This is a genomic window from Clostridioides sp. ZZV14-6154, from assembly GCF_020657785.1.
Classification (GTDB): domain Bacteria; phylum Bacillota; class Clostridia; order Peptostreptococcales; family Peptostreptococcaceae; genus Clostridioides.
In genome coordinates this window covers 611,038-623,900 of sequence record NZ_JAGWCY010000002.1, presented here as the reverse complement: position 1 = coordinate 623,900, position 12,863 = coordinate 611,038, and the positions used below count along the sequence as shown (strand labels likewise).

Annotated in this window: 12 protein-coding genes; 2 read left to right on the top strand and 10 right to left on the bottom strand. The window is 29.9% G+C overall.

Going from position 1 to position 12,863, the window contains the following annotated elements:
- Nucleotides 1–62: 62 nt before the first annotated feature.
- The 3 genes from KGF45_RS09315 to KGF45_RS09305 form a co-directional block, all read right to left on the bottom strand.
- The gene (locus tag KGF45_RS09315; RefSeq protein WP_227841466.1) at nt 63–416 is read right to left on the bottom strand and encodes a hypothetical protein; all 354 of its coding nucleotides are present in this window, start codon (nt 414–416) and stop codon (nt 63–65) included.
- Between the two features lie 81 nt (nt 417–497).
- On the bottom strand, nt 498–1,940 hold the full coding sequence (locus KGF45_RS09310; protein ID WP_227828819.1) for a cell wall-binding repeat-containing protein: 1,443 nt from the start codon (nt 1,938–1,940) through the stop codon (nt 498–500).
- 558 nt (nt 1,941–2,498) lie between these two features.
- Nucleotides 2,499–2,837: a hypothetical protein gene (locus KGF45_RS09305; RefSeq protein ID WP_413926588.1), complete on the bottom strand. Its 339-nt coding sequence runs from the start codon at nt 2,835–2,837 to the stop codon at nt 2,499–2,501.
- A 246-nt stretch (nt 2,838–3,083) separates the two neighbouring features.
- Here KGF45_RS09305 and KGF45_RS09300 point away from each other — a divergent pair, with 246 nt between their 5' ends.
- Together KGF45_RS09300 and KGF45_RS09295 are read left to right on the top strand one after the other, a co-directional pair.
- Nucleotides 3,084–4,295, top strand: coding sequence for an ROK family transcriptional regulator (locus KGF45_RS09300; protein ID WP_227828820.1), 1,212 nt, complete (start codon nt 3,084–3,086; stop codon nt 4,293–4,295).
- A gap of 99 nt (nt 4,296–4,394) precedes the next feature.
- Nucleotides 4,395–4,910, top strand: coding sequence for a ferritin (locus KGF45_RS09295; protein ID WP_227842351.1), 516 nt, complete (start codon nt 4,395–4,397; stop codon nt 4,908–4,910).
- A 269-nt stretch (nt 4,911–5,179) separates the two neighbouring features.
- Here the strand turns inward: KGF45_RS09295 and KGF45_RS09290 are convergent, their stop codons facing one another.
- From KGF45_RS09290 to KGF45_RS09260, 7 genes are all read right to left on the bottom strand, one after another.
- Nucleotides 5,180–7,279, bottom strand: coding sequence for an acetate--CoA ligase family protein (locus KGF45_RS09290; RefSeq protein WP_227842350.1), 2,100 nt, complete (start codon nt 7,277–7,279; stop codon nt 5,180–5,182).
- A 125-nt stretch (nt 7,280–7,404) separates the two neighbouring features.
- Nucleotides 7,405–7,944 carry a 2-oxoacid:acceptor oxidoreductase family protein gene (locus KGF45_RS09285; protein ID WP_227828823.1) on the bottom strand — a complete coding sequence of 180 codons (540 nt, stop codon included), beginning with the start codon at nt 7,942–7,944 and terminating at the stop codon, nt 7,405–7,407.
- 2 nt (nt 7,945–7,946) lie between these two features.
- Nucleotides 7,947–8,687, bottom strand: a complete 741-nt coding sequence (locus tag KGF45_RS09280; RefSeq protein WP_227842348.1) for a thiamine pyrophosphate-dependent enzyme — start codon at nt 8,685–8,687, stop codon at nt 7,947–7,949.
- Nucleotide 8,688: 1 nt separating this feature from the next.
- The gene (gene vorB / locus KGF45_RS09275) at nt 8,689–9,738 is read right to left on the bottom strand and encodes a 3-methyl-2-oxobutanoate dehydrogenase subunit VorB (protein ID WP_227434866.1); all 1,050 of its coding nucleotides are present in this window, start codon (nt 9,736–9,738) and stop codon (nt 8,689–8,691) included.
- Between the two features lie 16 nt (nt 9,739–9,754).
- The gene (locus KGF45_RS09270) at nt 9,755–9,973 is read right to left on the bottom strand and encodes an indolepyruvate ferredoxin oxidoreductase subunit alpha (protein ID WP_227828825.1); all 219 of its coding nucleotides are present in this window, start codon (nt 9,971–9,973) and stop codon (nt 9,755–9,757) included.
- A 32-nt stretch (nt 9,974–10,005) separates the two neighbouring features.
- On the bottom strand, nt 10,006–11,109 hold the full coding sequence (hisC, locus tag KGF45_RS09265) for a histidinol-phosphate transaminase (RefSeq protein ID WP_227842343.1): 1,104 nt from the start codon (nt 11,107–11,109) through the stop codon (nt 10,006–10,008).
- Nucleotides 11,110–11,208: 99 nt separating this feature from the next.
- Nucleotides 11,209–12,639 carry an MFS transporter gene (locus KGF45_RS09260; protein WP_227828827.1) on the bottom strand — a complete coding sequence of 477 codons (1,431 nt, stop codon included), beginning with the start codon at nt 12,637–12,639 and terminating at the stop codon, nt 11,209–11,211.
- Nucleotides 12,640–12,863 lie beyond the last annotated feature (224 nt).

The window sequence follows — 12,863 nt, the reverse complement described above, 5'->3', positions numbered from 1 at the left end:
GTGTCTGAATTGATTTTATAAAATCAATTCAGACACTTCCTTATTAATATATTTTATTTAATTTATCTTTTAAAAATTTGCATTTTTTGACAAATCTTAGTGGTTATATATCCAATCATATAAAATGCGGCATAAAGTAAAACATAGATATATGCTGAATCATTTAAAAATATATACATTAATATTATATAAGTTATTAAAGATACTACAAGTGATAAAATCAAGTTAGTTTTACTCAATACACAAACTATCCCTTGAATTAAAAAAGCAATTGGAAAAATCAAAACCATACCTATTACAAAAATCCCTTTGGCAGGAATATCTGGTATATTAAATATATCTGTAGCAAAAGTTAAAAACATCAATAACATTATGATTGTAGGAAATATAATACTAAAAACATTACTTTTTTTCATGATAAATTTTCCTTATTTGTAGTTTTAAATTAGCTATTTAAATGAAACCCAATAAATATAGCTGTTAAATTAATAATTTAATTACTTTGTCGCCTCAATTTCTCCCATCATTCTAACTAAGTCTTGTCCATATTGACCACCAGCCCAATTATTAGAAAGACTTTCAACTGTTTTAGCTTTCCCAAATAAAGATTTTTCATGTCTAGGGTCTACTGGATTTGAAAGTGGATAGCCCTCTTGTCCTGCATATAGACATAAATGTTGAATTTGAGCTAGTATTCCCTCTTCCCAAGTATCAAATCTTGAGTGTGCATTTTTGTCAGTATCAGAACCACCAACAGAAGTCTTAAGTCCACAAGGATTCTTAAATGATGCATCTAATACTCCACCAAAATTACAGAAACCAGTTTCTTTTGCTGATTGAGCTACTGCTAAAACAGGATTTACACCTTCTTGAACAGCTGTATCATATAGTATTGGTATCAATTCTATAAATAAATCATTTGCTTTTTTAGATTTAGCCCATTTTAGACAAGCTTCTAAACTAGCTGTTGGTTCACCTAATATACTTGTCTCATCTTTTATAGGTGAATCCCCTTTTGTAGATGAATCACCATTATTCTGTGCAGCAGAAACACATTTATTATACACACTATCGCTTATTGAACCTAATCTAGTAATCTTATCTGCTCCTGCTAGTATGGATTTATCACTATCTTCTGATACTAATACAATTGGATTATCTTTAGCAATTGTAGAACCTGTAAGAGCATTCACTAAATCATATCCATCACTTAAATAAAATTCTGATGAATCTGGATAAAATTCTTTTATAACTTTTTTATTTGTATCATATCTATCTGAACCACCAAGTCTCTTAGAGTTAGTCTTGTTAACTAAACTAGTACTCATAGAAATACTTCCACCTACAGCATATGATTTTACATTACTTGTTGAAAAAGGAACACTTTTTCCATCTGTAAGTACTATAGGAGCTACATCTCTTACTGAGACAGGTGCAGCACTTATAGTATCAGCCTCTCCTTTATATGCATTAGTTAATATAACTTCATCAACTTTTTTAATGGTACTTACTTCTTTGGCAACACTATAACTAGTCTTTATTCTATCATCTCCACCTAGTCTAGTTACTTGTGCTCCTGTATTTTTCAGCTCAGTTTCTACTGACTTACTTATTGATAACTCTTTACCTATTATGTATATCTTTTTTACATTTTTTAATCTTTGTTTTGTTTCATTTGGTATGTTACTTTTTTGAGCAAGCAAAATTGGAGCATCTACAGCACCAGCAAGACCACTTGCTGAAAGACCATCTGCTATAGAACTATCCATATTTACCACAATGGCTGTATCATAGCTCGTTTTATCTGCTATTAATCCAGCCGTCTCATATATGTTCTTACCTTTAATGGTATCTGATGTTAATGCACTTACATTAGGTGCATTCATTAGAAATATAGCTAATGTTAAACCTAATGCTAAAACTCTTTTAATTGTTCTCATATTCTTCCCCCTTGATATATCAAGCTTAATCCAAAAATGACTATAACATAGTAATACATCTACGCTATAGTCATTTATTATAATTTAATAATTATATGTTTCTTATTATATCATAAATTACAAAAAGTTTCCATAATATTAGATAGATTAGAGAAAAAATTTACATTTTAGTTACAATTTCCCATATTTCAGTTCTAATACATACATATTCGGTAACAATTTGTAATAAAAATTGATAAATACACCTTATATTTATTTTAAAATTATACAATAATGAAATTTATTGCATATAAAAATTTATCATAAATTATATAATACTTTTATTATTGAATAAATATATTATAAAAATTAAAACTTAATTTAAATAAGTAATTTGACAAATTTATTAGGAAATTCTAAGTATAATAAATCAAAAAGAGCCACAAAATCTAGCATTTAAGTGGCTTTCTATTATTCCAATTGATTATATAAAGTGATTTTCTCATTTTAGAAATATAAATAATTATTTTTTCAAAATAACCTAAAAAATAAGCTTCTAATAACTTAAAAATCTGGAATTTAATTTCTTCTATTAATTTCGTCTGTTATTAATGATTTAGAAATATACATTGCTTTTATTATATTTCTAAATCGTTTGTAATTAGTAGTACCCTCTGCAAATTTTGACTGTGCTTTTTCACATTTGTTTGTACTTGAAGATACAGGTCGTAGTGCTTCTATTAATTCTTCTTTTGTATATTTATCGATTATACTTTCCTCTGTTATTAATGATTTCGAAATATACATCGCTTTTATCCTATTCTTAAGGAGTGAGTGTTGAGAAGACCCTTCCATAAACTTTAGTTGTGCTTTTTCACATCTACTGATAACTGAAGATACTACTCTCAGTGTTTCCACCAATTCTTCTTTTGTATAATTATCTATAGTATTTCACCTCAAATTCTAATTCATTATTATATACCTTAATTTACTTCAATATTTTTTCACCCTATTATAACATATTTTTAGTGCTATTCTAATATATAATGTGATATATTCTAGTTAATGGTATTTTCGAACTTAATCAAATGTTATTCTATTATAAGGTCATAGTATATATATGAAAATACATAAAAATACTTAACTTTTTTAAGGAGATTTCCAATGAGCAACAAACAAGGTTCTAACATAAAAGATGTAAAAATTAAAAATAAGTTAATAATACTGAAACTACTTTCTACAAATACTCCTATGTCTAGAGTTGATTTAGCTAAATCTACAGGTCTTACTAAAATGACTTTATCAAATCTAGTCACTGAGCTTATTAATGAAAACATGATTAGAGAGATAGAATCATCAACTTTAAATGCACATTCATCAGGTCGTAAACCTATTTTATTAGATATTTCTAATATATCTCCTTGTGTTTGTGGCATTTTGATAAGAAGAAATATTTGTAAGGTAATCATTGCGGATTTAAAAGGTAATATTGTCAAACAACTTTTTGAGACTTACCCTAAATATCTGTCAAATGATGTTTTAAAAGATATAATAAAAAGAATGTTTACTAAAATAATGAAAAATAACAAAAGAGATATAATTGGAATTGGCATTTCTTCAATAGGTCCTGTAGATAATATAAATGGTATAATATTAAATCCTCCAGACTTTGGAAATGTATCAAACCTAAACATAGTAAATTTTATAGGAGAAATATCTGATTTACCTATATTTTTGATAAATGATGCTAATGCAGGTGCTTTGGCTGAAAAAATGTATGGTCTAGGCAAAGATATTCCAAATTATATATATTTACATATAATGAATGGAATTGGAGCTGGTTTAGTATTAGAAAATAAACTTCACACTGGTAATTTAGGTCAAAGTGGTGAAATAGGACATACATCTATTAATTTTAGTGGTCCAGTATGTAGTTGTGGAAATAATGGATGTCTAGACTATTATACAAGTGTGAGTAAGTTAATTAAAAGAATTGAATCATTAAGTCATATTTATCCAGATTCTCCACTAATTAATTGTAAAGATTTTTCTCTAGTCAAGTTAATAGATGAAGCCAATAACAAAGATAATCTAGGGATGTTTTTGCTTGATGAATTTTGTACATATATATCATATGCATTAGTAAATACACTTACCTTAATTGATTGTAGTTCTATAATAATAGGTTATGACTTTAATATCCCTGGTACATTTATAGAAAATACATTATTAAAAAAATTGACTGCTTCAGCAAGTTTTTCTAAATATAAAAAAATAAATGTAAGACATTCAAATTTTGGAGCAAATGCACCACTAATTGGCTCTGTAGCCATAGTAAGCTATAATTTTTTTAATGGTAGTATAAATTTTGATTAAACATGTAAAATATTAAAATATTTAATTAGTTTTGTTGAATATTTTTCCATTTAATATTATTATATCTTATAAGAGCGTTTAAAATTTGGAGGTATAAAAATGATTTCAGCTAAAATGGAAAAATTACTTAATGAACAGATTAACCATGAATTATATTCTGCATATCTTTACCTTTCTATGTCTTCTTACCTTGAAGCAGAAGGACTTAAAGGATTTTCTAATTGGTTTTATGTTCAATATAAAGAAGAAACAGACCATGCTATGTATTTTTACAAATACTTACATAATGTAGGAGGAAAGGTTCAACTTGATGCTATACCAATGCCAGATGCAGACTTCACTTCTGCAATGGATATTCTTGAACGTACATTAGCTCATGAACAAAAGGTTACTGCTTTAATAAACAATCTAGCTGCTGTAGCAAACTCTGAAACAGACTTTAGAACTTCTCAATTCTTACTTTGGTTTATATCTGAACAAGCAGAAGAAGAGACAACTTGCGAAGACAATATAAAACGTGTTAAACTTGCTGGAGAAGGTGGGTTATTCTTTGTAGACCAAGAATTGGCTACTCGCATATATTCAGCACCAACAAATCCACCTGTAACAATATAAAAATATTAACGTTAAAATTTTTAGTATAATAGATAGGGTGTTTTAATGAAAATCAAGATTGATTCTATTCATTAAAACACCCTTTATGATTTGTCTTATATGTAGTATTTTACTTTTTATACATTGCTATTTTACAATCATATTTAAAACTCTATTTTTAACTTAAAGTATTCTATAATTAAATGTGGGGTGACTGAAAATCACAATCTATAAATTAGTGTAATTTTCAGTCGGTACTTTGATTATGGTTGAATACCAAAACTTGTTAACTATTTATATTTAACTATTAAAGCGTCTACTGCACATACACCTTTTCCCCTAGGATATACAAATACAGGATTTAAATCTATTTCCTTAACCTCATCCTTGTTTTCATAAGCATATTTCCCTAATTTAACCATCATATCTGCAAGAGCATCAACATCGCAAGGTTCGCTGCCTCTGTATCCATTTAAAAGCTTAAATGATTTTAATTTTTTAAGCATCATTATAGCTTCATCATGATTTATAGGTAATGGATATAAAGTAGTATCTTTAAATACTTCTACAAATACTCCACCTAAACCAACTAATAGCATTGGTCCAAATTGGTCATCATTAGTTATACCAATAATTATTTCTACTCCACTTTCAACCATTTCTTGAACCAGTATACCATCAATCTTGGCATTTGGTTTTGCTTCTTTTACATTAATTAAAATCTCATTATATGCACTTACTGCCTCTTCTCTATTATTGATTCCTACTTCGACTCCTCCAACATCAGATTTATGTAATATCTCTGAAGAGTTTATTTTTAATACAACAGGATAGTTGATGTACTTCAAAATTTTATCTAATTCATCAATACTTTTTGCAATACCTTGACCTGGCACTGGTACTCCATATTTCTTCATTTCAATTTTACTATCTAATTCTGATAAGGCTACTACATTGTTTGAGTCTCTTTTCTTAACAGCTTCAAATTCTAAAGTTCTCTTTGAATAATCATAATCTACAAATTTAGCCATTTTATTGAAACAAGTAAATGTAGTTCCAACTGATGACATTATAGGTACTTGACTATTTTCTAATCTAGCCCTATAATTTAGATATCTATTTCCTTCAAGTGTAGGAACTGCAAATACAGGCTTCTTCAATCCTTGTTCTCTAGCTTCACTTACAGCTTGACAAAGAGTCTCATGCATTTCATTTTCTTCATCTCTTATATTTGCACCTATCATAGTAAATCCAACACTATCATCTTTATCAAATGTATGTAATAAATCTACTATCATATCTTTTTCATGAAATAATGCAGTTGTAGCATCCAATGGATTTTTAGGTGTTGCAAATCCTGGAAGATATTTTTTCATCTCTTCTTTAGTTTCAGTGGATATTTCTGCAAGTTCTACACAATTTTCTTCTGCTAAATCTGCACAAATAGTATTTTCTCCCCCTGAGAAGTTTATTGCTGCAAAATTAGAATTTTTAGGCAAATTACCATCTAAAACACTAAAAGCCTGAGCTAAACTCATAAATTGTTCTAAATTCTCTACAGAAATTACTCCATACTTTTCAAAAATACTCTCAAAAGCTTTACTTGAACCAGCTAAGTTTCCTGTATGAGAAGCAGCTGATATAGCTCCTTTTTCTGACCTTCCTGACTTCAAGATTATTACTGGTTTTCTTTTTTGAGCTGCTTTTTTTAGTGCATTTATAAATTTTTGAGGATTTTTTAGCCCCTCAAGATAAATAGCTATTACTGATGCATAATTATCATCTACAAGAAAGTCTACTGCATCTTCTAGTGTAACTATATTTCCATTTCCTGTTGAAAAACCATAAGATATATTAAAATAATCACTTGAAACAATTTCTGCAGTTATAAATCCACTCTGCCCTACAATTCCTATCCCTGGTTTTTTAGTATCCAAATCCCACTTAGAACCACCAGCCCATAGATTAACTTTATCTATGCAGTTTAGTAATCCCATACAGTTTGGACCTAATATTTTCATATCATATGTATTAGATATTTCTATAAGTTGATTTTCTAAATCTACTCCATCTTCTGTTCCTTCTTCTGCAAATCCACTAGCATATACCACTGCTGCCCTTGTTCCTAATTCTCCAGAATCTTTTAACACAGATGGAACTACATTTCTAGGTGTACATACTACCACACAGTCTACAACTTCTGGAACTTCTTGTATTGTCTTATAGCACTTTCTCCCAAATAATTCTTCTCTTTTGGGATTTACATAATATACTCTGTCTGTATTTTTACTTTTTACTATGCTAAGTGCTGCACTTCTACCAAAGCCAAGTTTATCAGTAACTCCTACTATAGCAATACTCTTTGGTCTAATAAGTTTTTCCAAACTCATAAATTCACTCTCCTATATATTTTATAGTTGTGATTTTAAGTGAATTCTATCTCAAGATAAAGCTTCTCTTGGCACTTAAGATTTGTTAAATCTTGAGATGAACCACTTAAGATAAGGGTAATTTATTAAATGGCGTTATTATAGCCTTCCATGAATGCTGCTTCATTTTGAACATTAAATTTGCCTTTTCCTTTTTCCTCAAAGAAATCACACATAGTTTTTATGGCTAATTCTTTCTCAAATAATCCTGTTTTTGCAATCAATGCTCCAAGAACTACTACATTTGCAGCTTTTGGATTGTTTGCCTTTTGAGCTAATTCCTGACAATTTATTTTAACTACATTTACATCTTCTCTTAATGCTATATTTTCATCTATCGCAGACGTATTAATAACTACTGTTCCTCCTTCTTTTACTAAATTTATATAATCTAAGGATGGCTTATTCATCGCTACTAAAACATCTATTTCTTCCATATCAGGTCCACCTATACTCTCATCAGAAAACTTAACCACACTATATGCTTTTCCACCTCTCATAGTTGGACCATATGCTGGCATCCAAGTAACTTGTTTTCCTAATTCAAGTGCTGATTCAGCTACAATTAAACCTAAAGTTAAAACTCCTTGACCACCAAATCCTGCAAATACTAACTCTTTTTCCATAACTATTCACCATCCCTTTGCTTAAATTCGCCAAGAGTATAATATGGCACTATTTCTTCTTCCATCCACTGGATAGATTTTTCTAATGATACACCCCAGTTAGTTGGGCAAGGTGCTAATATTTCAACCAATGAATATCCCTCTCCATTTAATTGAGCTTCTATAGCATTCTTTATATATTTTTTTAGATTAATTATTTCTTTTGGACTATGAACTGAACCTCTTGCTACATAGGCTACATCAAAGTAATTTGCCACCATTTCAGGAACTTTTAATGGACTACCAGTAGTTTTTATATCTCTTCCATTTACACTTGTTGTTGTAACTTGACCTGGCATAGTAGTCCATGACATTTGACCACCAGTCATTGCAAAGTTATTGTTATTTATTACAAATACAGTTATATTATGATTTCTATATGCAGTATTTAATGTTTCAGAAAGACCTATAACATATGCATCTCCATCACCTTGATAAGTCATAACTAACATATCTGTTCGTGCTACTTTAACTCCTATGGCTGTAGATGAAGCTCTACCATGTGCAGTTTGCATCTTATCACCATTCCAGCTAAAATTCATATTACAAACACAGCCAACGCCTAAAGTTAATACATGATTTTTTTCATATCCATTTTCTTCTATCACTTCTGCTATTATACGGTTTACTATTCCATGACCACAACCTGGACAAAATTTGTTTGGTATTGAAACAATGCTAGGTGTTAATCTATCTGTAGCCATATTAGAACACCTCCTTAATTTCGCCAGATTTTATTTTGCTGTAAGTGTCCATTACTTGTAATGTTTTTGGTATATGATTTCCACTAAATAATCCATAAACAGGTACATTTTCTTTGCATATTTTCTTTGAAGCTAATGCAACATCCTCTACTAACTGACCTGTATCAGTTGACTCTACTGAGATAAATCCTTTTACATCTTTATTTACCTTTTCAAATGCTTTATATGGGAAAGGCCACACTGTTATTGGTCTTATTATTCCAACTTTTTCTCCTTGTTCTCTAAGTCTTCTAACAGCATTCATAGTTGTTCTTGATGGTATACCGAACGCTACAAACACATATTCTGCATCTTCAACTTGATAATCTTCCCATTGTTGTTCATTTTCAGTTATTCTCATACGCTTCTCCATACAAAAAGCTGGTTTTTGGTTATCTGGAACTTTTGCATGGTCTCTATTACTACCATCATAAGTCCAACCTAAGTCTTCTTCTCTTTTCTTAAATTCAGGAAACTCTACTGGTTCCATCATTTGACCTAAAGCTGCTTCTGTCAAAATTTCAACAGGCACTCTATATTTCTCCGCTACATCAAATGAGTTATACATTAAATCTACAGTTTCTTGAATACTATTTGGTGCATAAACTATTAGATGATAATCTCCATTTCCTCCCCCTCTAGTGTCTCTTAGGTAGTCTGTTTGTGCTGAATCTAGTGAACCAAGACCAGGTCCCCATCTTTGTACATTTACAATTACACAAGGATAATGGTTTGCACATAAATATGAGATTCCTTCTTGTTTTAAAGATATTCCTGGCCCTGAAGAACTTGTCATAGACCTCATTCCACTTGCATATGCTCCATATACCATGTATATAGCAGCCATTTCATTTTCAGATTGTATAAAAGTTCTTCCAAGTTCAGACATTCTATGTGATAAAAATTCCATTACCTCGGTTTGTGGTGTGATTGGATATCCTGCATAAAATTCACAACCACCTCTTAGAGCTGCTTCTGCAATGGCGTGGTTTCCCTTCCACATTTTTTTCATATTCTCCCAACTCCTTTTAAGCCTCTTGACTTGCTTCTTCTTTAATTATTTCAAATACATTATCTGGACATACTTGATAACAAATTCCACAAAGTATGCATTTGCTTTCATCAACTTCTACATGAGTATATCCTTCTGTGTTTATATTATCGGATATTTTTAATGCTCCTTTTTTACAAGATATAACGCAATATTCACAGCTTTTACATCTCTCTGCGTTTATTTTTAAACTCATAGTTACACCCCATTTCGTAATATTTCTATCTATTAGCTAATACTTGGTTCTTCTTTAAGATTTAATATTTCTTTTAAAACTGCTACAAATTTCTTGTTTTCTTCCATAGTTCCAATACTTACACGCACATGTGTAGCATTTGGTCTTATTACAAAACCTCTTTGTTTTAAGTCTTCAAATAACTTAGGTATATCTGTTTTCATATCTACATAAAGGAAGTTTGATTGTGAATCTACAACATCAAATCCCATTTTTGTGAACTCTTCTTTGAAATAAGCCATTCCAGCTCTATTTAACTCATATGTTTCCTTTATAAATTCATCATCATCAAGTGCGGCTGTTGCTCCACTTATCGCAACACGATTAGCAGAGAAAGGTTCTTTTACTGTAAATAAAGTTCTTATTATCTCATCTTTAGCAATACCATACCCTACTCTAAGTCCTGCAAGACCATATATTTTAGAGAAAGTTCTTGTCACTATAACATTATAATTTTCTCTTACATATTTAAGACCATCCACATAATTAGGCACTGTTAAAAATTCTATATATGCTTCATCTAATATAGTTATAATATTTTCAGGGACTTTCTTTAAAAATTCTTCCAATTCTTTATCATCTACAATTGTTCCTGTTGGATTATTAGGATTACATATACATATTAATTTTGTTTTATCTGTAATCTTATCTAATATACCTTGTAAATCATACTTATAATCCTCTGTTAAAGGTACTTCTACTGGTATTCCTTCATTTTTAACAGTTGCTGTTCTATAAGATGGGAATGTTGGGTCACAGTATATAACTTCATCTCCTCTATTTATAAATGCTTCACCTATTAGTGTGATAACGTTATCTGCACCATTAGCAACAATGAAATTTTCTGGTTTTAAATCCAATTTTTCAGCCAATTTTCTTCTAAGTTCATTAGCTTCTGGCTCTGGATAAAGTTGACCTTGTTTTAACATTTCAATCATAGCTTCCATTGCTTTTGGTGATGGTCCCAGAGGATTTTCATTTGAAGCTAGTTTTATTATTTCTTTTACACCATATTTTTCTTTTACTTTTTCTATTGGTTCACCTGGAACATATTGATGTAATTCTTTTACTGTATTTCTCAATAATTTTTCTATCATTTTTAAAAGCCCCCCCTGTATATGTATTTTCATTTATATAAACGCTATTGCGTCTACTTACTCTAACAACTAAACTAAGTCATTTACTCAAATTTTTTATTAAGCATTTCTTTGATTTAATTCTTCTCTTATTTGATTTAATTTTTTATCACTTACTGGATATAAGATTGCTATAACAATAGCTATTATTAAAGGTATTGCCATAGAGTAAGAAATCATATTTATAAAACCTGTTTTAACTGCTGCTGTAACTACCATATCAGCTTGATATCCCATTGAATTCATTAAAATTGTTCTTATAGTAGTTGCAAGTAGTACACCTACTTGTATTGCAACTGGATATAGTGACATACTTAGACCTGGTAAATCTTTTCCTGATTTCCAATGTCCATAATCACAAGAACCAGCAAAGAAGTTAAGATTTATTATTGATACTACATTTGAGAAACCTCCACCAATTGCCAGTAGCATAGTTACACCTAAAGTTGTTCTCCCCCAAGGAGTCCATGCAACTAACAAGTGACATAATGCACATATAGAGAAAGAAATTATTGAAGCTAATTTTTGTTCTTTACAAATTCTTATAAACACTGGTGCGAAAAACATAAATCCTACACTTACCAAAGGCATTATTGCTAAAAATACTGCCAAGCCACGTTCATCTTCTATTACATACTTAAAGTAATAAGGAGCTAAAGGTCCTAGCCCTATAGATCTTATGCATATAAGAAACTCTAAACAGAATGCCATCATAAGTGGTACATTAGTAAATAAAGCTTTTAGCATTTCACTTGCTTTAATTTTTGGTTTTTCTTCTTTTTGAAGTACTTCAGCTTCTGCTCCAGACTTTATTATTTCTGTTGAAGAAAACCAAAATACTAGAAGACATCCTACTGCAAAGAATAGATAAGTACCTAAATAACCCATTCCTTCTCCACCTAGTACATCTGCAAATAAAACTAATAATAACGGATATGAAAAACCTACTAAAAATTTTCCAACTTCTTTGAATATATTTGTAGTAGTTGAACCTATAACTCTGTCTCTAGGTGTTTTAGTAACCACAGGGTAAATAGCATAGATTATAGTGAAAACTACTTGTTGAGCACAAGATGCTATTAACAATAATGCTGTCATTAAAGGTAAAAGTAATGTTGGACTTATTTTCATTAATGGAACTATGAAAAATACTCCATATGTTAGTGCTAATGCTGCAGGTGCATACCTAAGCCAAGGATAATATTTTCCTTTTTTAAATGGTTGCTTGTCAAATATAGTCCCTGTTATCGGAGCCACAGCCATTTTTATGAAAGATTGTATTATTTGCATACCACCTGCCATAATTACACCAAGCTTTGCTACATCAGTTAAAAATATGTTTGTTACTGTTGATACAAAGTAGCCTATAAAATTATATGCCAAATTTATAGAACCTGAGTAAGTGTATACTGCTCTCTTTTTAGGGTCTCTCATATCATCTCTAAAGTTTGATATAAGATTTCCTTTTGGTTTGCTTTCTTGACTACTCACATCTACCCCTCCTTAACATAATTTATTCTTTATTTTATTTTTATTCACGTATAATAATTTGAATTTCAAACCCTACTCCATACTTTCTATAATTCGAATCAAATTTTTATATGTGTATAATTTTAATTTAATTATATTCTCAAAATTCATAATTGTCAAACACTTTTTGGATTTATTTTTTTGTTACTTAAATGAACTAAAAAGGCATTTATACTTAATTTAAA

Coding starts and splice junctions, on each gene's coding strand:
- KGF45_RS09270 (WP_227828825.1), bottom strand. CDS start 9,973: ATGAGTTTAAAAATAAACGCAGAGAGATGTAAAAGCTGTGAATATTGC.
- KGF45_RS09310 (WP_227828819.1), bottom strand. CDS start 1,940: ATGAGAACAATTAAAAGAGTTTTAGCATTAGGTTTAACATTAGCTATA.
- KGF45_RS09285 (WP_227828823.1), bottom strand. CDS start 7,944: ATGGAAAAAGAGTTAGTATTTGCAGGATTTGGTGGTCAAGGAGTTTTA.
- hisC (WP_227842343.1), bottom strand. CDS start 11,109: ATGATAGAAAAATTATTGAGAAATACAGTAAAAGAATTACATCAATAT.
- KGF45_RS09280 (WP_227842348.1), bottom strand. CDS start 8,687: ATGGCTACAGATAGATTAACACCTAGCATTGTTTCAATACCAAACAAA.
- KGF45_RS09315 (WP_227841466.1), bottom strand. CDS start 416: ATGAAAAAAAGTAATGTTTTTAGTATTATATTTCCTACAATCATAATG.
- KGF45_RS09300 (WP_227828820.1), top strand. CDS start 3,084: ATGAGCAACAAACAAGGTTCTAACATAAAAGATGTAAAAATTAAAAAT.
- vorB (WP_227434866.1), bottom strand. CDS start 9,738: ATGAAAAAAATGTGGAAGGGAAACCACGCCATTGCAGAAGCAGCTCTA.
- KGF45_RS09290 (WP_227842350.1), bottom strand. CDS start 7,279: ATGAGTTTGGAAAAACTTATTAGACCAAAGAGTATTGCTATAGTAGGA.
- KGF45_RS09295 (WP_227842351.1), top strand. CDS start 4,395: ATGATTTCAGCTAAAATGGAAAAATTACTTAATGAACAGATTAACCAT.